Source organism: Erythrobacter sp. S227 (genome assembly GCF_057364925.1).
The window spans coordinates 930,838-951,906 of the sequence record NZ_CP200280.1 but is presented as its reverse complement, the minus strand read 5'-3'; the positions used below and the strand labels follow the sequence as shown (position 1 = coordinate 951,906).

The following is a 21,069-nucleotide window of genomic DNA, read 5'->3' as shown; positions in this document are numbered from 1 at the left end:
CTGCCCTTCCTGATCAAAGGTCAGCCCTTGTTAGGCTGGGCGTGCCGCCGAGAAGGTTGAACATGAAGCGACGGGGCTTACCGGGTTGGTCTGCCGCAGCCCGGTCAAATCGCGAATATCGCGAATGTTGTAAGCGGCGGTGTAGTTCAGCGTATTGTCGCCGAAAAACTCGAACGGAGTGATCGGATCGTAGTCGTAATAGACTTCGACGAACATCACAGCCGTTCCTGCGCTTGCCGTAATAGGGTTGCTGGAATCGCCCATGCCAGCAAAGCTTTGGCCATTCTGACCCAAACCTTCGGCACCGTAGGCCGATGCGACATTCTTGGCCCCGCGGCACCGTTGCCAAGCGATCCACTGACCACCCTCGCTGTTTTGCTGCAGGCTCGAGATGATAATCCGTCCGTTCTGGAAAATGTCGTTTCGTGCGCCAAGCTTTTCCGCACCGACAAATGTGCCGTTGATATCGGCTTCGGTCACGATTTGCGTTGCAAGCTGGCTTTCGCCAACACGCGATGCGTTATCGGCGACCTGCATCGCGATTTGGCTGATCTGCATGTGCGTGATTGAGTAATAGGCGGTTTCGGTGCCCATCATTCCCATGCCCAACACCAGCGGTGCAGCATAAGCGAATTCGACCAGGGCAACCGCCGAGTTGTCGCGCGAAAGACCGCGAAGCTTTCGCAGCGCGTTGCGGAATCGTTTTGCAGCAGTGGGTTTGGTGATGCTCATGTGCAATTCCCTTGGGAAATGGTGACAACCTGTTCGGCAAATGGCTGGTTGCGAAGGACAGTCGATGCGGACAGTTCCACTTTTTCCGGAAGCCCGGCGAGGCCGTCCATCGGGAAAAGCCGGTCATAGCTCACATTGACGGTGTAAAGCACAGCATCCTTCGCCCCGCCGATGCCGATTTCACCGCGATTTGAATCCCATTGACCGTTGTTGTTGTAGTCAATGAACGGCTCGTTGTTGTTGCAAATGCCGTCGCCATTATCGTCGGTGTATTCTTCTTCTTCGCCGATATCCTCAAACTCTGTGTGCGACAGCTTGACCAGCTCGATGGTGGCAGACGCAGGCACAACAGATCGGATCTGGTCGATCACGCTGGCGTCAATCGCGCCTTGGGTCACACTACCCGTCTGCAAGGTGAGGTCGCGGCCCGCTTTTTGCATCGCCCCGTTCATAAGAGCAGAGGTGTATTGCGAGTGCGCCATGTCGAAGATGCCCATGACCATGAGGATCAGGACAGGTGCGACAATAGCAAATTCGATGAGTGTCGCACCCGTTTCATCACGGCCAAGGCGCTGAAGGAATTGTCTAGCCATCACTGGGTCAACCTCAAGTCTGCAATTTTCTCACCGATGTCGCGGAAAGCGGTATCGAGCTCTTCACCATTGGCGGCGAAATATGCGCGGCCAGGCGTGGCGCAATCGATCAGGTTCTGCGTGAGCGCAGTACCGAATGCCACGACCCACACGGTGATGTTCTTGTTGCGAACAGCCCGGCACGCCGCCTGGAAGCGTGATGCGTGAATGGCTGTGTTGTTATTCTGATTGCCATCGCTGGTGACGCGGCGATCCCACCACTCATATCCGTACGGCGAATACACGCGGTTGTTTCCGAACATCACACCGTCGGTCATGAAGACCACGTGGCGTGCGATGGATTCACCGTTAGGCGCGGTTGCGTTGCGGCTTGCGAAAATCCCGTTCGGAGAGATCATCCGGCCTGCCCAAACCATGCCAATGTCGTGATAGGTCGCACCATCTGCGACAAAGCCGTTGGCCGCCGCGAGATAGTTTTCGAGCTCGGAGCGGTTCGGCATCTCGTTCAACTGACGCGCAGCCTTTGGACAGGTAGTCCAGATGGGCTCTTTGTCTTCAAGCGTGCGCATGTTGCCAAGGATGTAGTTCGCCTCGGTATACTTCGAGGTGCCATCGGCATAACGCGGCCTCACCAAAGTCGGGAGCATAGGCGCCCAGCGTTCGGCTTCATTGCTTGGTACAAGGTCGATATCGATATCATAAGCGCCCGCTGGAACAGGGTCCCACGTCGCAGTATTCACCGTCTGGGCTTCTTCGATACAGCCGTTCCACGTGTGCGTTTCATTGGCCATATCTACGCCGGTTGGCGCAACGAGTTGATTGGAGCTGAAGACGCCCGAGACGTTGTAGCTAACCGGCTTGTATTCCCAGTCCCAGGTGTAAGGGACATCTTCAACGATGGTGATCGTTGAATCAGCCAGATATGATTGCTTGTTAAACGTCAGACGACATTCGCGGTTGGTCGAGCTTGTCGAACCAAACCACGTACCACCGGCAAACGAGAGGCTGAGGAATGTGGCAGGACCTTCGTAAACCGAAATCCGCGGGCTCGTTCCTGACTGCGAAACCAGTGTCAGATCGCCAAGATCGTGTGACAGATAGGTGTTGTTTCCAGGCTGGTTCGTGAAGGCAACATCAACGCAGTCGTTATAGGTTGCCAGGATCTCGCTGTAGAATTCCTGACCGGACAGGTCTTCAAAGTCGTAGGCACTACCCGTGCGGACAACATCGACGCTCTGTAGAACCGGTGTACCAGTGGTCCGGATTGTCTCGCGTGACTGGTAGGTGTGGTTCGTCTTCATCCAATTCGCATTGAGAAGCCCGCCCACATTCACCTGTGAAGAGTACGGTACAATCCCGTAACGCACCTGCGCGTTTTGTGATGTCGCCTGTGTAACGGCATCATAAAAAGACATGGTCGCATCGCGCAGGTTCTGGATCTTTACGCCGCCCATCGAACCTGTCGTATCGAGCGCAAGCACAATATCGGTGTTCGCGATGTTGATGTCTGCCTGACACTCAACTGCAAGATCGACCTCGTCGAAACCAAATGCGGCCATGATACTTGTTGGCATTGTGCCTGTGGCCACACCGTTTACTTCGCCGTCGTCGGTGCCGGTGTATGTGTGATCAAGAGATTCGATCCCGAACAATCCGTCCGAGAAGTTCTCTTCGAAGAAAGCATCGCCGATTTGCCCCGGCGTCTTGTTGGTGCCTTCAACGATATCGGTAAACTCGTTATTGGCCATCGCGCGGCGGGCCGCGAGAGCGCCAGCGTCACATGCCGCCTGAAGCCGCGCTTCAGCCATATAAAAACGACTGGCGTCGATCCCGCCGCCGACCATTGCCATCAATGGCACAAGAGACGCCGCAGAAATTGCGAGCGTATTGGCGGTCGCATCCTTCGCTAGCCGGCGAAAGAACGACATGCTTTTTTGATCTTGCTGGCTCATTTTTGCACTTGTCCTTCGTGATCGATTCACGCGTAAAAATTACGAGATTTCTCTATTGGACAACGCAATAGCCCAGGGCAGGTAAGCGGTTTGCGAAGTAAGATGGTTAACAAGAGATTGATTTTTGGTCCTCGCTTTAACCTTTGTTGTCACCCTTGTGTTTTGTGCGTCGTGACTTGACAAAACGGGCGTCTGCCCGCCTATGCGCAGGCCCGATGACAACGCCTTCAACAGACATTTTGCAGCCCGAAATCCAGCTTGCATTGGCTCATACGAGCCCTGCCTATCGCGACGCGTTAAGGATTTTCTTTGACCTCGATTTGCGGCTTGGGCGGATATTGGCAGGCACTACCGAACCTATGCTTGGTCAAATGCGCCTAGCGTGGTGGCGCGAAACCCTCTCACAACCGGTCACACAGCGCCCCAATGGCGACGAGGTGCTCGACGCGATCGGGGTGCATTGGGTGGGGCGCGAGGCGGCTTTGGTTGAATTGGTCGATGGTTGGGAAGAACTCCTGGCAGAACCGCCATTGGGCGAAAATCATGCTCGCAAATTTGCCCAAGGAAGGATTGCCGCGATCAAGACCGCTTTCGGCGATCAGGCGGGCATTTGGGATGAGGAAAGCACAGGCGCGCTGGCATGGCATTGGGCCTTGGCAGATCTTGTGACAAGCGTGTCACAACCCGAAGAGCGCGAGATGCTGATTGCTCTTGCACTGGAAAAACAGAAACCCGCAACAAGGCAAAGAGCACCCTTTAAGGGCATAGCTGTCCTGGGCGCTTTGGCGTTGAGATCACTAGAAAACGGCGGGCGCCCCTTAATGGAAGGCCGCGGCGCGTCAGTCACGGCATTAAGAGCGGCTATCTTCGGGCGCTAATCCTATGTACTCTATGCATTGTGAGACATGAAAGGGATCACAATGCGTCAGACAGTATTAGGGGTTTTGTTGGGTCTTGTCTTTGCCGGTGTCGGTGTATTCTGGTGGCAGGGCCGCGCACAAGTTGAACAGAACGCGCCTCCTCCGCCGGAGCCCGAAGAGATTGTCGAAGTTGACCCGAACGCTTTACCGGAAAGTGATGCGGGAGAGATGGTGGGGCCTGCACCGCCAGAAGCAAGCGAGCTCACCCGCGAAGAACGCCGCTTCTTTCGTTATGACCGCAACCGCGACCGGAAGATAACACGCAACGAAATGCTCTCCACCAGGGCTGATGCCTTTCGCAAGCTTGATAAAGACGGCAACAATCTGCTGACCTTTGAGGAATGGGCGGTGCGCACATCGGACCGCTTTGCCGAGATGGACGGGGATGGCGATTTGGAGCTGACGGCAGCAGAGTTTGCAACCTCTGCGCCTAAGCGAACCCGCAAACCTGCCTGCCGCTGTTAGGCGGGGACATCCTCGCGCGTCTCGCTAATCCATTCGGCCAGGTCGGCCTTCGCCCGCGAAGTGTAAGCTTCTTTCCGCTGTTTTTTCTTGACCTCATGCAAGGGCGGGAAAAGCCCGAAGTTTACATTCATCGGTTGGAAGGTCGCTGCATCGGCGTCGCCTGTGATGTGGCTCAATAGCGCACCAAGAGCCGTCGTGGCGGGGAGGGGCGACCACTCTTCGCCGGCCAGTTCGCACGCAGTCATCATCCCTGCGACAAGGCCAATGGCAGAGCTTTCAACATAGCCTTCGCAACCTGTCACTTGCCCGGCAAAGCGGATGTGGGGGGCTGCTTTCAGCCGGAGTTGCCGGTCGAGCACTTCGGGTGAATTGAGAAATGTGTTGCGGTGCAGACCGCCAAGCCGCGCAAATTCGGCATTCTCCAAGCCTGGAATAGTGCGGAACAGTTCAACCTGCGCGCCATATTTGAGCTTGGTCTGGAAACCAACCATGTTCCAAAGCGTGCCAAGCTTATTGTCCTGACGCAGTTGCACCACAGCGTAGGGCCAGCGCCCTTGGGGGAATTCCTCATTGGTATCGAAGGGATTGTCGAGGCCAACGCCTTTCATCGGGCCATAACGAAGCGTCTCCACCCCGCGCTCCGCCATGACCTCAATCGGCATACAGCCATCGAAGTAGGGCGTGTCCTTTTCCCATTCCTGAAATTCACCCTTTTCGCCGTCCATCAACCCTTGATGAAAGGCGAGGTATTGCTCCTTGGTCATCGGGCAATTGATGTAATCGCCGTCTTCATTGGAGGCCGCCGTTGTCTTGTTCCAGCGCGACTGGATCCAGCATTTCGACATATCGATGCTGTCGCGGTGCACGATAGGCGCGATGGCATCGAAAAAGGCGAGCCGGTCCTGACCCGTCGTCCCGATAATGCTCTCGGCCAGTTGTTGAGCAGTAAGCGGGCCTGTTGCGACAATTGTGAGCCCTGCTTCGGGCAATTGATCGATCCGCTCGCGCACGATTTCCACATTGGGATGTTCGCTGAGCGCTTTCTCAACCTCGCCGGAGAACACATCGCGGTCCACGGCCATCGCGCTTCCCGCAGGAACCCGTGCAACCTCGCCTGCACGCATCACGATAGAATTAAGCTCGCGCATTTCATGGTGGAGCAAGCCCACTGCATTCTTCGTGTCATCATCAGAACGGAAGGAATTGGAGCACACCAGCTCTGCCAGTCCATCGGTCTGGTGAGCAGGCGTCATCTCGCCTGACCCGCGCATTTCCGAAAGGCGCACTTTCACGCCTCGGTTGGCGAGCTGCCAAGCGGCCTCGGACCCGGCAAGCCCGCCGCCAATAATGTGAACATCGTGAGTTTTAGGAGGTGTAGTCATGGCGGGCGACGTAGACGCGTGCTAGCCCTCCTTCAAGACTGTTCGAACAAAGGGGAAAGGACCCATGCCCAAACGCGCGCTTGTTGAGCATCGCCCTTGGCTGCTGGCCGGGGTTATTGCGGCGTTTGCCTACTACTTTTTGCAGGACAATCCGATCGGCGAATTGTGGCTCATCCTGATCAAAGGCGCAGGGGTTGGCTTTCTGGCTATCTACGCCCTCCGCCGCGGGACTGGTGTAGACGGGATGATCCTCGCCTTGGCGCTCGCTCTTTCGGCAGCGGCGGATATGGCATTGGAATTGTGGTTCGAGGTTGGGGGCGGCCTGTTTGCCCTGTCTCATCTGGTTGTTATTGCACTGTATCTGCGCAATCGGCGCGAGAGCCCGTCATTCAGCCAGAACTTGCTGGGGCTGACGCTCGTGATTGCAGTTCCCGCGCTTTCTTATCTGCTGAGCGGTGATCCGCTTATTGCTGTTTATGCCGTTACTCTTGGCGCCATGGCGGCAGCGGCCTGGACCAGCCGGTTTCCCCGCTATCGTGTGGGTCTCGGCGCAATATTGTTCGTGATCAGCGACTGGCTGATTTTCAGCCGTATGGGGGCCTATGATCTGGGGCAACTGCCTGACCTGTTGACCTGGCCGCTTTATTTCGCAGGGCAGTTGATGATTGCGACGGGCGTTGTGCAGACTTTGCGCGGGGAAAAGCCGGTCGCTTAAACCGCAATGGTGGTGCGGTGCAGCTCGCGCCGGTGCCCTTCATATCCGCCTGTTGCCTTGTGATTAAGGCAACGATTGTCCCACATCACCAGCATATCAGGCTCCCACTTGTGGCGGTAATGGAATTGCTCCTGTTCGCACCACTGGTGGAGATCGAGGAGCAGCGCCATTGCCTCGGCTTCATCCATGCCTTCGAAACCGATGGTGTAGCTGATCGAGCAAAACAGCACTTCCTCGCCCGTTTCAGGATGCGGCTTTATCAAGGGGTGGGTGAAGGTCGCCATGGCCGCTTCGCCGGGACGGATCGCCATACTGCGGCCTTTGTCACTGTCACCATAAAGCCCATCGGGCGCATAGCCGCGGCGGGCGGAATGGATCGCCTTGATCTGGCGCAGCTCGGCTTTTCGGGCATCTGGCATTGCCTCAAAGGCCGCCGCCTGATCGCAAAACATCGTGTCGCCGCCGACGGGCGGGATTTCTACCGCCATCAAACAGGTCGCTTTGGGTGGATGCTCCATAAAGCTCCAGTCCGAATGCCATTGTTCGGCAAACAGCGGGCTTGTTTCATCGGCTTCACGCTGAATGGCGGCGATGTTTTTGCGGCCCTCAATGGGATCAAAGAACGGGTCATCACCAAAGTCACCCATCGCGAGGCTAAAGCGCTCTAGAGCGTCATCATCCATCCGCTGATCGGCGAAGGCGAGGACCTTGTGCTCCAGCCACGCCGCGTGAATGTCCGCCATCAGCTCTGGCGTAAGTTCGCCCGCCAAATCGACTCCGCGAACGGTTGCGCCGCAGGCTTGCCCTGATGGTTGAATGTCCAATTTCCCTCTCCCTTAGCGGTAAGGCTAAGGGGAGGGGGCGTTTGGTGCAAGATCACTCGACTTCCGTCGGACCTTCAGGAGAGGTTTCGTCCCCGCCACCGCGACGTTCCACCATTTCTTCAACGACGGCCTCTTCGCCTTCGTTTTCAGGCTCTTCAGTCTCATCGATCTTGACCGCCGAAACGACATGCTCGTTCTTGCCAACGTTAAACAAGCGCACGCCTGCGGTGTTGCGGCCAAGAATGCGCAGGGTCTCAAGCCCGATGCGGATAAGCTTTGCCTGATCGGTGACGAGCATTAGCTGATCGCCCTTGCTCACGACGAAGCTTGCGACAACAGGGCCGTTGCGTTCGATATTGTCGATGTTGACAACGCCCTGTCCGCCGCGCCCTGTCTTGCGGTATTCGTAAGAGCTGGACACCTTGCCATAGCCATTGGCGCATACGGTAAGGATGAATTGCTCCTTCTCCTCGATCTCCGCAAAGCGTTCCGGCGTCATGTCCGGCTCGCCCTCTTTATCGCCCTTGTAAGGCGCGTATTTGAGGTATTGCTCGCGTTCTTCCGGAGTTGTGCCGGTTGCGCCGAGGGTCGAGAGCGAGACGACCTCATTGTCATCGGCCAGCTTCATGCCGCGCACACCGGTTGATGTGCGAGAGGTAAACTCGCGCACATCTTCAGCGGCAAAGCGGATGGCCTTGCCGGTTTTGGATGCGAGCATCACGTCGTCGCCTGTTTCCACGAGGCGCACACCGATCAGGCGATCATCGCTATCCTCGTCGAAGCGCATCGCGAATTTACCGTTTGATGGAATATTGCTGAACGCATCCATAGAGTTGCGGCGCACATTGCCCTTGGCGGTTGCAAAGACCACCGAAAGCGCGCCCCATGTCTCTTCATCTTCGGGAAGCGGAAGGACAGTCTGGATCGTCTCACCATCATCAAGCGCAGGAAGCAGGTTGATGATTGGACGCCCGCGTGTGGTTGGACCACCTTCGGGCAGTTTCCACACCTTGATGCGGTACACCTTACCAGCGGTTGAGAAGAACAGCACTGGATTGTGCGTCGATGTGACGAACATTTCGGCGATGGCATCCTCGTCCTTGGTGGACATGCCAGCTCGGCCCTTTCCACCGCGATTTTGCGCGCGGAAAGTGCTGAGCGGTGTGCGCTTGATATAGCCGTCGAGCGTCACAGTGACGACCATATCGTCGCGCTCGATCAGATCTTCGTCGTCAAGACCATCCCACGCGGGCGCAATCTCGGACACGCGCGGTGTGGCGTATGTCGCGCGGATCACCTCAAGCTCCTCGCGCATCACGGCGTAAAGCTTCACCCGGTCGGCAAGGATTGCGAGATATTCCTCGATCCTGTCAGCCAGTTCCTTAAGCTCGTCACCGATTTCATCGCGGCCAAGTGCGGTCAGGCGGTGAAGGCGCAGGTCGAGGATAGCTTTTACCTGACGCACAGAAAGGCGGTATGTGCCGCCTTCCTGGTCAGCAGACGGCTCAATCGCCTCAACCAGGCGGATGTATTGCGCAATATCGCCAATCGGCCATTCTTTGACGAGCAGGCGTTCGCGGGCTGTTGCCGGGTTTGGCGCGCCGCGGATGATCGCGACAATCTCGTCAAGGTTGGAGACCGCAACCACAAGGCCAAGCAAGATATGCGCGCGTTCACGGGCACGGTTAAGCTCAAACTTGGTGCGGCGGGTAATGACCTCTTCACGGAAAGCGATGAAAGCCTGAATGAAGTCGCGCAGCATCAGCGTTTCAGGACGCCCGCCGCGAATAGCCAGCATATTCGCCGGGAAGGAACTTTGCGCAGGGGTGTGACGCCAGATCTGGTTCAGCACAACCTCGGCGGTGGCATCGCGCTTAAGGTCGATGACCACGCGCACGCCGTTACGCGAACTTTCATCGCGAATGTCGGAAATGCCCTCGATCCGCTTTTCCTTGGCGGCGTCCGCGATTTTTTCGACCAGACCCGCTTTACCCACTTGATAGGGGATAGAGGTAAAGACGATGCTTTCCCGGTCGCCTTTGCGAGTTTCAATCTCGTGGCGGCAGCGCATCAGGATTGAGCCCCGACCTGTGGTGTAGGCCGCTTTTGCGCCGCTGGTTCCAAGGATCAGTGGTGCGGTCGGGAAATCGGGCCCCGGGATATATTCGATCAACTCTTCCGAAGTGATCGCGGGATTGTCCATAAAGGCAAAGCAGCCGTCGATCACCTCACCAAGGTTATGCGGCGGCACGTTGGTCGCCATACCCACCGCAATCCCGCCTGCGCCATTGACGAGCAGGTTGGGGAAGCGGGCGGGGAGGACTGACGGCTCTTTCTTACGGCCATCATAGTTGTCGACGAAATCGATCGTATCTTTGTCGAGGTCATCCAGCAACGTATCGGCCACACGGGCAAGGCGCGCCTCTGTGTAACGCATGGACGCAGGCGGATCGGGATCCATCGAGCCAAAATTGCCCTGACCATCGATCAATGGCACGCGCATCGACCAGTCTTGCGTCAGGCGGGCAAGGGCATCGTAAATCGCGCTGTCGCCGTGAGGGTGGAAATCACCCATCACATCGCCCACGATCTTCGCAGATTTCACGTAAGGGCGTCCGGCAACAAAATTGCCAACCTTGGAGGCGTATAAAATCCGGCGGTGAACAGGTTTCAATCCATCGCGCACATCGGGAAGAGCACGGCTCACGATCACGCTCATCGCGTAATCGAGATAGCTCGTCTTCATCTCATCGACGATGTCGATGCGATCATACTCGCTCGCCGGTGATGCGGGCGGGGTGTCGATAATGTCGTTTTCGTCGCTCAAAGCGGATGAGCCTTTTGTTGCTTACAATGGTAAAATCCAGAAGACCTAATGTAGGCGTTCATTGCCCCTTCCGCCACATGCGCAAGCCGCCATTGCAGCGACATTCGACCTTTTTCCACACTTGGTTTGGTGAATGGGACGAGGCTGGCCTCAATCAGGCGAGGACGGCCTGCGTGGACGCCTGCCGGGAGGATGTAACATTTGGTAAAAGGTGCGTTAGACCAATGGCTCAAGGCATCCCCATTCAAACGCCATTCAGCCCGTTTCAGCTAGTTCGAAATTGCAAATATGATCGCGCTCGTCCATTGGCCGTAGCAGAGCGATTTTCACGCTGAAACAATTCCAGTCCGCACCCCATTGCAGTTTTGCGGACCCATCAAACACTTTTTTGGAGTGCACCTAGAATGATTACACTTCTCTCACGCAAACGCACCTCATCGCTTGCCCTTGCTATTGCATTGGCAACAGGCGGCGCGGTTGTAACGACAGCCGTTTTCCCGACCGAGGCAGCGGCACAGCGCAACAAGAAGAAGGACGAAAATGACGGCGGCGGCTATTCCAAGGAATTCCGCGAAGTCTACGTTCCACTTGACGAGCTTCTGAAGAGCGAGAGCCCCGATCTTACCGGTCTGAAGGGCAAGCTTGAAAACCTCGCTGGGTTCCTGAATTCAAGCGACGAGAAGCTTGCTGGCGGGCAGATGATTTACAATTCCGGGACCAAGCTTCAGGATCAATCACTTCAACTGCGCGGCATGGAATTCATGCTCGCCAGCGGCAAGCTCCCGGCTGAAAACCTTGGTCGATACAATTTCATTGCGTATCAGATTGCAAACCAGCTTGGCCAGTTGCCTAAGTCGCGTACCTATCTTCAGGCTGCGATCGATAACAACTTCACCACGGACGGGGTAACCGCCTCGGGTCTTCGCGTGGCGATGATGGAAAGCTTCTTTTCCGGCGGCGAGTATGACGCAGGCTTCAATTATTTGAAACAGGCTATCGAAGCGCAAAAAGCGCAAGGTCAGCCAGTGGAAGAATCCTGGTATCGCCGCGGGCTTACCGTCGCATATGAAAACGAGCTTTCGCCGCAGGTTTACGAAGTTGCTGCGATGTGGCTGAGCGATTACCCAAGCTCGACCAACTGGCGTGATGCGATCAATATCGCCCGTAACCTCAACGATTTCCAGCCTGGCGAGATGCTGGACCTGTTCCGTCTGTCACGTAAGGCCGGAGCGCTGATTGATGCTGCTGACTATGACTATTACATCGAAGTCGCAGACGCGCGCCGCCTTCCAAGCGAAGTGAAAGCCGTGATCGAAGAAGGTCAGGCAGCGGGCGTTGTAAAAGACAACAACCTCTACCTCGCCGAAGCATTGGGCATTGCCAATGGTCGTATCAGGGCTGACCGCGCCGATCTGCCTGCGCTTGAGCGCGATGCTTCCGCCGCAAACGCCGGTCTCCGCACAATCGTGGCCGCAGGCGACGCGTTCCTCAGCTATGGCGAATATGCGAAGGCCGCTGGTTTTTACGAACGGTCGCTGACTATGCCGGGTGTCGAGCTCAACGAAGAGCTTACCCGCCTTGCGATCGCACAGGTCGGGATGGGCGACTATGCCGCTGCGCGCGCGACCCTTGGCCGCATCACGGGTACACGCATGCCGATTGCAAGGCTCTGGACGGCATATCTCGATCAGCAGCAGTCACCATCCGCGCCAACGGTTGTACCCGGGCCTGCCCCGGCGACCGCAACCGAATAGACGCTAGACCAATCTGGAAAAAGAAAGGGGCGCTTGGTAACCAATCCAAGTGCCCCTTTTTATATTCTAATTCGCCGACGGTTGTTTCAGCGAAGCCGTTTCACATAGACTTGATTGTCGCCGCGACGTTCAAGAGCAAAGTTGTCAAGCGTCGCAAACATGTCTGACAAGCTCTTGAAACCGAAATTGCGGACATCGAAACTGGAACGGTTGCCAGCGATCTGGCCGACCTGCTGAAGCCGTGCAAAGCCGTTTTCGTCCCGCTTCGCTTCGGCGTAGGCTGCGGTGACAAGCTCCATAATTTCTTCGCTTATTCCTGCGCTACCTTCGTTGGCAGAAGTTGCATCTGTACCTTTGTTGTCGGCTGCGTAGTTAGCGATGAGTTGTTTGATGTCGATAAAGCGGGTGCAAACCGATTTGAATGCTTGCGGCGTTTTCTGCTCGCCAAAGCCATAGACAAGAATGCCATCCTGGCGCAGCCGAGTCACAAGCGGCGTAAAGTCGCTGTCCGATGTCATGATGCCAAACCCGTCGACCTTACCCTGATAAAGGAGGTCGATTGCATCAATGGTCATGGCCATATCGGTCGCGTTCTTGCCCTTCGACACGTCGAATTGTTGTTGCGGGCGAATACCGAACTTGTTGGTGATTTTGTCCCATCGCGCGAGGTTATCTTTGGCAAAGTTTCCGTAAGCGCGGCGGATATTCACTTGGCCAAGTTCCGCCATGACGGTCAGAACCGGGTCGATCCCTTCAGGGGTGGTGTTGTCCGCATCAATAAGAAGAGCGATATTTTTGAGGTTGTTGTCAGTCATACGCGTTTTGATGGCGTTTGCGTCGTGATCGGGCAAGCGCATCTTTCAAGTGAACGATTTGGCGTCAGTCCTCGGGCAAGAATTCGCCCGTATCCTCATCAAGGGAATACAGCACGCCCTCGACGATGGAAAAGTGCGCACCGCGAAGTTTCAGGTGACCTGCAGCCTCCTTCTCCGCGACCCAAGGGAAAGTTCGAAGGTTTTTGAGGCTTGCCCTGATGGCGGCAAATTCCATCGCCAGTTCCGCTTTGCGTCCGCTGGTGCCGTGTTTGCGTGCAACGGGTTCTCGTGCTTCGCTGAGCAGGCTTACCCATTTGGCAACAAACGCGCCTTCACCCGGATCAGCGGCATCAAGCGATTGGGTAAGAGCCGCCTTGCAACCACCGCACCTGCCGTGGCCCATGACCAGAATCTGGCGCACCTCCAGCATTTGAACCGCAAATTCGACGGCGGCTGATACCCCGTGTTGGCCAGGGGATATTTCGAAGGGCGGCACAAGCGCTGCAACATTGCGCACAACGAAGATATCGCCCGGATCAACATCGAAAATCTGCGCAGGGTCAACCCGGCTGTCAGAGCAGCCGATGATCATCAATTTGGGATGCTGACCTTCGGCAACAGTTTCATCAAAACGCGCTTTTTGACGAGGGTATGTATCCTCGCGAAACCGGCGATAGCCTTTTAAAAGCTCGGTATATTCAGGCACGTATATTCCCTCCCCAGGGCGGGGAGGCGGTGCTTACTGGAACCGCTCGCCCCGGATGACCTGAACATCCCACATGCTCAGGATAAAGCCGAAGTTTGTAAGCATAGGTGCAAGCTCCTCTGCAAGAGCCTGTGCCTTATCTTCCGCAGCAATCGTGAGAACAAACACCTTGTCGGTGCCCATCACGCTCTCTTCGCGCCACACGCCTTCGCGCCCCTTGCCGCTGTTGACAGGAAGAATGGTCCAACCGGTGATCCCGACACGGTCAATCGCGTCGGTCACACGTTTCTGGAGCGCTTTGTCGGTGAGGATTTCGATCCTCTTGCGAGTGACGGTTTCGATCATGGAATCCCTGCGTTTGTCCCGGTCAAGAGCGCGGCGAAGGCGCTGATGATACCGATGTTGATAAGCACGTTGAATGGGAAGGTTATGCTGAGCGACATGGTGAGGTAAATGCCCGGATCGGCTTCAGGCAGCGCGAGGCGCATGGCAGCGGGAACCGCGATGTAACTCGCGCTTGCACACAGAACACCAAGCGCTGCTGATGAACCGACATCGAGCCCGATCCCAACGCCCAGAGCCGTTCCGACAAGCCCGTTCACAATCGGCAGGAAGATCGCAATTGCAGCAAGCCGCCACGTGACAGCGCGCGCATCGATCATGCGCCTTGCTGCGATTAATCCCATGTCGAGAAGGAAGATACAAAGGACGCCCTTAAACCCTGCTTCAAAAAACGGGCTGACCGGTGCAAACCCTTCCGCGCCGCCGATCATGCCGACGACAAAAGCACCTAAAAGAAGCATGATGGACGAATTGGTGAAGACCTCGTGCAGCATCTCACCCGTGCTTTGCGAGCCGCCCGAGCTGCCGAGCCCGCGTGCAAGAACAAGCCCGCTTAGGATAGCGGGCGCTTCCATCGCGGCCATGACAGCCACCATATATCCGCCCGGTTCACGTGCTTGACCGGTGAGAATTTCGGTCGCTGTCACAAAGGTCACCACGCTGATCGAGCCATAGTGCGCCGCAACAGCGCCAGAGTTAATGCGATCCAGCTTTCCGAAGGTTTTGAGAACTGCGTAAGCAAAAAATGGCAGGAAAAACCCTGCGACAATGCCGGCGCCAAGGGCAGATATCACCGTTGCATCGATGCCCGATTTGGACACTGCAACCCCGCCTTTAAGGCCGATCGCTGCCATCAGGTACAGCGACATTGCCTTTGCAATGGGTTCAGGGATCGCAAGGTCGGACCTGACGAAGGCTGCTAAGAGCCCCAGGACGAAAAAGAGCACCACCGGAGAGGTGAATGTCTGGATTGCTGTCTCAATCATGGAAGGCCCCGATACCCGATTTGATGTCGCCCTACTAATACTTGTTCAGTCACAGTGTTCCCCGAATTTGGCCTAGGCTGTGCGGCCTATGGCTCACTCGGCTTGCAGCCTTTGGGTAACGCGCCTAAATGGGCGGCCATGAACGACCTTTCCAACGCCCCCGAAGGTGAGCGGCCCGACGACCGGCCCATACGCCAGCGTAAGCCAGACTGGATTCGCGTACGCGCTCCGGTGAGCAAAGGCTACCATGAAACGCGCAAGCTCATGCGCGAACTGAACCTCAATACGGTTTGCGAAGAGGCGGCGTGTCCCAATATTGGCGAGTGCTGGTCGAAGAAGCACGCAACGGTCATGATTTTGGGCGATGTTTGCACACGCGCCTGTGCGTTTTGTAATGTCAAAACAGGCATGCCACGCGCCGTTGACCCGATGGAGCCCGAGAACACCGCTATTGCTGCAGCGAAGATGGGCCTTGAACACATCGTCATCACCAGCGTTGACCGCGACGATCTGCCCGATGGCGGGGCAGGGCAGTTTGTCAAGGTGATCGAGGCGCTGCGCCGCAATACGCCTTCGACAACGATTGAGATTTTGACGCCTGATTTCCGCGGCAAGATGCGCGCAGCGGTCGAGGCGATCTGCGAGGCGGGCCCGGATGTGTACAACCACAATCTGGAGACCGTACCGCGTCTGTATCCAACCATTCGCCCCGGTGCGCGCTATTACGCATCGCTTCGTCTTCTTGAGGAAGTGAAAGCGCACAACCCGCTAATCTTTACCAAATCGGGCATCATGCTTGGCCTTGGGGAAGAGCGTTTGGAAGTGCACCAGGTCATGGACGACATGCGTTCTGCCGAAGTCGACTTCATGACGATGGGCCAGTATCTCCAGCCAACGCCAAAGCACGCCAAGGTCGAGGAATTTGTGACACCAAAGGCCTTCAAGGCATACGGAACAATCGGCCGCGCCAAAGGCTTTTTGCAGGTTGCCTCCAGCCCGCTTACCCGCTCAAGCTACCATGCTGGTGAAGACTTTGCGGTCATGAAAAAGGCCCGCGAAGAAAAACTGCAGAAATCGCGCAAGCCAGACCGTATTACGCTTTAATGGTTGGAATTCGCGAAACACGCAGGCTGCCTTACAGCGCTGAGCAGATGTTCGACCTTGTGGCGGACGTTGCCAAATATCGCGAGTTCCTGCCTTGGGTAATCGCGACGCGTGTGCGTTCAGATAGTGACACCGAAATGCTCGCCGACATGGTCGTGGGGTTCAAGTCTATTCGCGAGACTTTTACCTCCCGCGTGATGAAAACCCGTGCCTCGCAAATCGCGGTCCATTATGTTGATGGGCCGCTGTCCGATCTCGACAATGTCTGGACCTTTCGCGCTGTCGACGAGAACACCTGCGAGATCGATTTTGCCGTCGATTTCGAGTTCAAGAACCGCGTTTTTCAGGCAATTGCCGGTCAATATTTCGACCGCGCGTTTCGCAAGATGGTTGCCGCATTTGAAACGCGCGCCGGTGAGCTTTACGGCAACAGCAATTCAAGCGCACACAGCGTTGCCTGACGCCTGATTGCGGCGCGCCCGCCTGGCTCGTCGCCCCCTTCAAAATGTTTGAGCTCGCCTTCGGGTTCGCCGTCCTGATTGCGGAATGCCCGTGCGAATACGACCGTGCCCACAGGCTTTAACTGAGTGCCGCCTCCCGGACCTGCAACGCCGCTCACCGCGACAGCAACATCAGCATTCGAGCGCTCCAGCGCGCCCTGCGCCATTGACCAGACACAGGCGATGGAAACCGCGCCGAAAGTTTCGATGATGTCTTGTGCAACGCCAAGCGCTTCCATCTTGGCTTCGTTGGAATAGGTCACAAATCCGCGATCCAGCACCGCTGACGAGCCCGCAATCTCGGTAATGGCCCCAGCGACAAGTCCGCCGGTACAGCTTTCAGCCGTTGCGACTTTGCGGCCCGCTTTGGCGTTTTCTTCCACCACGCGCGCCGCAAGATCGGTTATTGTGTTTTCAAGCAGGTAATTGCTCATTGATCTGTCACGACTGGCGGTAGAGCATAAGAAACCGGTGGCGCTTCATCGGGCGTGCTCGCAACTCCGCAAATTTTCGGATTGTCGAGTTCTGCCTGCTTGGCAAGAAACACTGTAAGACCCGAGATATTCTCAGGAGGCAGAGGCGCGATAAGTTCCATGGCTTCTGCGATATCCGAGCACGTGCTTACCTTGATATTTTGTGCGATCCTTTCGCTGACCATCTGTCCGATGATCACATCGACAAGTGGGCGCAAAGAGCCTTCGGGCATCATCGCGATTGCTTCAGCCATGCCATCATCGCCGCCATCTTCGCTTTGAGTTGCCATGAAGACCTTCAAAAGGCGCAAGGTGCCGGGCCATGCGGCATCTTGTCGTTCACGGAACTGGTCGAGGAAGGCGTCCGCTTCGTTTGTCATAAAGGCGCTTTGCGCAAAGATAGTCGAGCAGGGGGCCTCAACAGCTTGGTACAGCATCGGCATGGCGTAAGTGATTGTATCGCCCAAATCGTCGGCCTCGACGCAGGCCTGCTGGGCCGCAAGGGCTTGCCCCGAGGCAAGGGCGGTGAGCGCCAAAGCAGCGCTGACAATCTTGGTTTTCATGATGAGGTCTCCTGTAGGAAGAGCGATACGATGGCCTGCGCAGCGATACCTTCGCCGCGCCCGGTGAACCCGAGCTTTTCTGTGGTGGTTGCTTTGATACTGACTGCGTTCTCTTCAAGACCAGTCAAGCGCGCAACTTCTTCGCGCATGGCCGGACGGTGCGGACCGATCTTCGGTGCCTCGCAGATTATAGTGAGGTCGATATTGCCGATGGCATAACCTTTTTGCGCGGCGAGTTTTGCCGCATGTTCAAGGAATTGGCCGGAACGCGCGCCTTTCCATTGGGGGTCGCTTGGCGGGAAATGTGTCCCGATATCTCCATCGCCAATTCCTCCCAGAACGGCATCGGTGATAGCGTGGAGCGCCACATCGGCATCGGAATGCCCCGCAAGCCCGTGTGTATGCTCAAGCTTGATCCCGCAAAGCCAAAGCTCCTCGCCTTCTTCAAGGCGGTGAACATCATATCCTTGGCCAACGCGCATTGGTGGCATGGTGGAGGCGCTCATAAGGTCTTCCGCAAAAGTGATTTTCTTTAGTCGCTCATCCCCCTGGACGAGCGCGACTGAACCTGCGCTTGCTGCAAGCACCTGAGCATCATCGCCTGCGTCGCTTGTGCCATCCCATTGCTTGTGTGCCGCAAGAATATCCGCAAAACGGAACGCTTGGGGTGTTTGAACCCGGCGCAAGGTCTCGCGGCTAGCCGAGCCTGCCATAGTCTCGTCTGCGCTCGCAATTGCGAGGCTATCGACCACGGGCAGGGTGGGGATCGCGCCGGGGTGATGGTCGAGAGCTTCGAGCAGCCGTTCAATCACGGCCAAAGGCAAATCAGGGCGCGCGGCATCATGGATAAGCACGCTTTCAGGCGCATCGCCAGCCATCGCTTCAAGTCCGGCGCGCACGGATTCCTGCCGCGTCGCACCGCCATTGACGAGGCGGTATCCTTCCAGCCCTGCCAAAGCGTCCTTGGCGTCTGCATCAGCACCTGGCGCGATCACTACCACCAACGGCTTTGCCCCTGCCTCAAGCATAGTCTGCAGCGAGTGCCGGAGAACGGGAATTCCGCGATGGTCGCGGTACTGTTTGGGGGTGTCGCCGCCCGCTCTCAATCCCTTGCCAGCGGCAACGATGAGCGCTCCAAATGAGGGGAGGGGTGGGGTGCGGGCCATATGCTCGCTGCGCTTAAGGTCTGGACGCGTCTTTAGCAATCCACTATGCGCTGCACAAAATTTAAGCACCCCTATCGAGCGGCACCCGTTAAAGCCATGTCAGACATTCCAGCACCTCCACCACAAAAGCCGATCCACATCGGTCCTGTGACAATTGACGAGCCGGTCCTGCTTGCGCCGATGACGGGCGTGACCGATATGCCGTTTCGCACGCTTGTGCGGCGCTATGGCTCTGGCCTGAATGTGACAGAGATGGTCGCAAGTGAAGCGGCCATCCGCGAGACACGCCAATCGCTGCAAAAAACGGAATGGGACAAGACTGAAGAGCCGGTTTCGATGCAGCTTGTGGGCTGTGATCCGGCTTCCATGGGGGAGGCGGCAAAGTTGCAAGAGGGCAATGGCGCGGCGATCATCGACATCAACTTCGGATGCCCGGTGCGCAAGGTTGTGGGGCAGCTTGCCGGTTCTGCCCTGATGCGCGAAGTGCCTACTGCGACAAAGCTTATGGAAGCCACCGTTAAGGCGGTGAATGTGCCGGTTACAGTTAAAATGCGCATGGGCTGGGACCATCAAAGCCTGAATGCGCCGGAAATGGCCCGCATTGCCGAGGATTTGGGCGTCAAGATGATCACCGTTCACGGCCGCACCCGCAATCAGATGTATAAAGGCAGCGCCGACTGGTCCTTTATCCGCAAGGTCAAAGAGGCTGTGTCCATTCCGGTCATTGTGAACGGCGATATTTGCACGATTGATGACGCGGCAAAGGCGCTGGAACAATCAGGCGCTGATGGTCTGATGATCGGGCGGGGCGCTTATGGCAAACCATGGCTTTTGGGTCAGGTAATGCATTGGTGGCGCACAGGCGAGGCGATCCCGACGCCCAGTTTTGACGAGCAATACAGCGTTCTGGTGGAGCATTATCACCGGATGCTCGACCACTATGGCCGTGATGTAGGCACAAAGATCGCGCGCAAGCATCTGGGCTGGTACACCAAAGGCATGCACGGCTCTGCCGACTTCCGCAACAAGGCCAATTTCATCGACAATCCGGATGAAGTCCTGGGCGAGATTGAGCGGTTTTATGAGCCGTTCCTTGGCCGAACCGCCAAAGCCGCCTGACAAGAGCGGCCCGGCCCATGGCGCAGCCAAACGACCTGTCAACCTTCGACCCGGCAAGGCCGGAAAGCTCCGAGCAGATTGCCGGGCTTTTGTTCGCTCTCATTCTGGTTGATCCAAATCTTCAGATTGCCCAAGTCAATCAGGCAGCGGAAAACATGCTTGGCAGGGGCGCCAAACGCATGCTTGGCAGAGACTTCCTCGAAGTCATTGGCCCGTTGGATCCGCGGGTAGAACATCGCCTTGGCGTTAATGATGCCGCCTTGGTGGCCCGCGAGATTGCGATCTCTACTGGAGAAACCGAAAAGCGGATCAATCTTACAGTGTCGCCGCTGGTCAGCCATCCGGGATGGCGGGTGATTACCCTGTCGGAGGTTGGCCATGATGAAGCCGGAAATGACGAGGAACTGGCTTCATCCATGGGCGCGCCTTCGATCCTTGCTCACGAGATCAAAAATCCGCTTGCGGCTATTCGCGGTGCGGCGCAATTGGCGTCGCGCAAGCTCTCGGGTGCAGACACAAAGCTTGCAACCATGATCACCGACGAGGTTGATCGCATTGTCCGCCTGATCGACCGGATGCAGCAATTGGGCGCGCGCAGCACGGAAACGGGCGAACCTTGTAATCCGCACGAGGCCATACGCTCGGCGATCGCGACTGTGAGGGCCGCCAACAAGGCAAAAGTCGAAATCATCGAAGAGTTCGACCCTTCCTTGCCCCCTGTAATCGCCAATCGCGATGCCTTGGAGCAGGTTCTTATCAACCTCATTTCTAACGCTCGCGATGCGGTCAGCACGTCAGGGCAGGGCCAGGTCACCGTTCGCACAAGGTTCGTCAGCGGCCTTGCGTTCAGCGCTATTCGCCTTGGCCGGGCGGTACGGCTTCCGATCGAGATCACAATCAGTGACAATGGCCCGGGCGTAGAGCGCGGTATGCGCGATCACATCTTTGAACCTTTTGTGTCATCCAAAAAATCAGGGCAGGGCCTTGGCCTCGCTCTGGTGCGAAAACTGGTCCACGATATGAACGGTTCGGTCAGTCACGAACGCGATGCGAAGCGGGGGCTGACGCGGTTTCGCGTGCATCTGCCGATGGCCAGCAGCAAGCCCCAGAAAACCTCGCGGTAAAAAGAGA

21 protein-coding genes are annotated in these 21,069 nt (G+C 56.7%); 8 read left to right on the top strand and 13 right to left on the bottom strand.

Annotation, left to right across the window (positions count from 1 at the left end; all coding sequences use genetic code 11):
• Positions 1-30: 30 nt before the first annotated feature.
• From AC0V6Q_RS04510 to AC0V6Q_RS04500, 3 genes are read right to left on the bottom strand one after another with little or no spacing between them, the layout of a single operon-like run.
• Positions 31-732, bottom strand: coding sequence for a TadE/TadG family type IV pilus assembly protein (locus AC0V6Q_RS04510; RefSeq protein ID WP_486167216.1), 702 nt, complete (start codon positions 730-732; stop codon positions 31-33).
• Entirely contained in the window at positions 729-1,325 is a 597-nt protein-coding gene (locus AC0V6Q_RS04505) for a TadE/TadG family type IV pilus assembly protein (protein ID WP_486167215.1), read from the bottom strand. Before AC0V6Q_RS04505 ends, AC0V6Q_RS04510 begins: the two co-directional genes overlap by 4 nt.
• Entirely contained in the window at positions 1,325-3,277 is a 1,953-nt protein-coding gene (locus AC0V6Q_RS04500) for a vWA domain-containing protein (protein ID WP_486167214.1), read from the bottom strand. The genes AC0V6Q_RS04505 and AC0V6Q_RS04500 overlap by 1 nt, the downstream gene beginning before the upstream one ends.
• A gap of 215 nt (positions 3,278-3,492) precedes the next feature.
• Between AC0V6Q_RS04500 and AC0V6Q_RS04495 the strand changes: the two genes are divergently transcribed.
• On the top strand, positions 3,493-4,155 hold the full coding sequence (locus AC0V6Q_RS04495) for a hypothetical protein (RefSeq protein WP_486167213.1): 663 nt from the start codon (positions 3,493-3,495) through the stop codon (positions 4,153-4,155).
• 42 nt (positions 4,156-4,197) lie between these two features.
• Entirely contained in the window at positions 4,198-4,662 is a 465-nt protein-coding gene (locus tag AC0V6Q_RS04490) for an EF-hand domain-containing protein (protein ID WP_486167212.1), read from the top strand.
• Here AC0V6Q_RS04490 and trmFO read toward each other — a convergent pair.
• Positions 4,659-6,044, bottom strand: coding sequence for a methylenetetrahydrofolate--tRNA-(uracil(54)-C(5))-methyltransferase (FADH(2)-oxidizing) TrmFO (gene trmFO, locus AC0V6Q_RS04485; RefSeq protein ID WP_486167211.1), 1,386 nt, complete (start codon positions 6,042-6,044; stop codon positions 4,659-4,661). The genes AC0V6Q_RS04490 and trmFO overlap by 4 nt on opposite strands.
• A 64-nt stretch (positions 6,045-6,108) precedes the next feature.
• Between trmFO and AC0V6Q_RS04480 the strand changes: the two genes are divergently transcribed.
• Positions 6,109-6,759 (top strand): lysoplasmalogenase family protein, encoded by a 651-nt coding sequence (locus AC0V6Q_RS04480; protein ID WP_486167210.1) that lies wholly within the window; start codon positions 6,109-6,111, stop codon positions 6,757-6,759.
• Here AC0V6Q_RS04480 and AC0V6Q_RS04475 read toward each other — a convergent pair.
• Positions 6,756-7,583: a TauD/TfdA dioxygenase family protein gene (locus AC0V6Q_RS04475; protein WP_486167209.1), complete on the bottom strand. Its 828-nt coding sequence runs from the start codon at positions 7,581-7,583 to the stop codon at positions 6,756-6,758. The genes AC0V6Q_RS04480 and AC0V6Q_RS04475 overlap by 4 nt on opposite strands.
• Before the next feature lie 52 nt (positions 7,584-7,635).
• Positions 7,636-10,410, bottom strand: coding sequence for a DNA gyrase subunit A (gyrA, locus tag AC0V6Q_RS04470; protein ID WP_486167208.1), 2,775 nt, complete (start codon positions 10,408-10,410; stop codon positions 7,636-7,638).
• 404 nt (positions 10,411-10,814) lie between these two features.
• Here gyrA and AC0V6Q_RS04465 point away from each other — a divergent pair, with 404 nt between their 5' ends.
• Positions 10,815-12,164 carry a hypothetical protein gene (locus AC0V6Q_RS04465; protein WP_486167207.1) on the top strand — a complete coding sequence of 450 codons (1,350 nt, stop codon included), beginning with the start codon at positions 10,815-10,817 and terminating at the stop codon, positions 12,162-12,164.
• Positions 12,165-12,250: 86 nt separating this feature from the next.
• Here the strand turns inward: AC0V6Q_RS04465 and AC0V6Q_RS04460 are convergent, their stop codons facing one another.
• The 4 genes from AC0V6Q_RS04460 to AC0V6Q_RS04445 all read right to left on the bottom strand — a co-directional run bounded on the left by AC0V6Q_RS04460 (position 12,251) and on the right by AC0V6Q_RS04445 (position 15,013).
• Positions 12,251-12,979 (bottom strand): NYN domain-containing protein, encoded by a 729-nt coding sequence (locus AC0V6Q_RS04460; protein ID WP_486167206.1) that lies wholly within the window; start codon positions 12,977-12,979, stop codon positions 12,251-12,253.
• A 64-nt stretch (positions 12,980-13,043) separates the two neighbouring features.
• Entirely contained in the window at positions 13,044-13,685 is a 642-nt protein-coding gene (locus AC0V6Q_RS04455) for a carbonic anhydrase (RefSeq protein ID WP_486167205.1), read from the bottom strand.
• A gap of 33 nt (positions 13,686-13,718) precedes the next feature.
• Positions 13,719-14,030 (bottom strand): P-II family nitrogen regulator, encoded by a 312-nt coding sequence (locus AC0V6Q_RS04450; RefSeq protein WP_486167204.1) that lies wholly within the window; start codon positions 14,028-14,030, stop codon positions 13,719-13,721.
• A complete protein-coding gene (locus tag AC0V6Q_RS04445; RefSeq protein WP_486167203.1) occupies positions 14,027-15,013 on the bottom strand; it encodes a sodium-dependent bicarbonate transport family permease in 987 nt (328 codons plus the stop codon). Before AC0V6Q_RS04445 ends, AC0V6Q_RS04450 begins: the two co-directional genes overlap by 4 nt.
• A 138-nt stretch (positions 15,014-15,151) precedes the next feature.
• On the opposite strand from AC0V6Q_RS04445, the gene lipA reads away from it, so the two are divergent.
• A complete protein-coding gene (lipA, locus tag AC0V6Q_RS04440; RefSeq protein WP_486167202.1) occupies positions 15,152-16,117 on the top strand; it encodes a lipoyl synthase in 966 nt (321 codons plus the stop codon).
• On the top strand, positions 16,117-16,578 hold the full coding sequence (locus AC0V6Q_RS04435; protein ID WP_486167201.1) for a type II toxin-antitoxin system RatA family toxin: 462 nt from the start codon (positions 16,117-16,119) through the stop codon (positions 16,576-16,578). The genes lipA and AC0V6Q_RS04435 overlap by 1 nt, the downstream gene beginning before the upstream one ends.
• Here AC0V6Q_RS04435 and AC0V6Q_RS04430 read toward each other — a convergent pair.
• The 3 genes from AC0V6Q_RS04430 to AC0V6Q_RS04420 are packed head-to-tail and all read right to left on the bottom strand — an operon-like array spanning position 16,539 to position 18,819.
• Complete coding sequence (locus AC0V6Q_RS04430; RefSeq protein WP_486167200.1) at positions 16,539-17,051, bottom strand: CinA family protein; 513 nt, start codon at positions 17,049-17,051, stop codon at positions 16,539-16,541. The two genes, AC0V6Q_RS04435 and AC0V6Q_RS04430, sit on opposite strands and share 40 nt — an antisense overlap.
• Entirely contained in the window at positions 17,048-17,653 is a 606-nt protein-coding gene (locus AC0V6Q_RS04425) for a hypothetical protein (protein ID WP_486167199.1), read from the bottom strand. Before AC0V6Q_RS04425 ends, AC0V6Q_RS04430 begins: the two co-directional genes overlap by 4 nt.
• A complete protein-coding gene (locus AC0V6Q_RS04420) occupies positions 17,650-18,819 on the bottom strand; it encodes a bifunctional 2-C-methyl-D-erythritol 4-phosphate cytidylyltransferase/2-C-methyl-D-erythritol 2,4-cyclodiphosphate synthase (protein WP_486167198.1) in 1,170 nt (389 codons plus the stop codon). The genes AC0V6Q_RS04425 and AC0V6Q_RS04420 overlap by 4 nt, the downstream gene beginning before the upstream one ends.
• Before the next feature lie 96 nt (positions 18,820-18,915).
• Here AC0V6Q_RS04420 and dusB point away from each other — a divergent pair, with 96 nt between their 5' ends.
• Together dusB and AC0V6Q_RS04410 are read left to right on the top strand one after the other, a co-directional pair.
• Positions 18,916-19,938: a tRNA dihydrouridine synthase DusB gene (gene dusB, locus AC0V6Q_RS04415; RefSeq protein ID WP_486167197.1), complete on the top strand. Its 1,023-nt coding sequence runs from the start codon at positions 18,916-18,918 to the stop codon at positions 19,936-19,938.
• A 17-nt stretch (positions 19,939-19,955) separates the two neighbouring features.
• Positions 19,956-21,062, top strand: a complete 1,107-nt coding sequence (locus tag AC0V6Q_RS04410) for a two-component system sensor histidine kinase NtrB (RefSeq protein ID WP_486167196.1) — start codon at positions 19,956-19,958, stop codon at positions 21,060-21,062.
• The last annotated feature ends 7 nt before the right edge of the window (positions 21,063-21,069 follow it).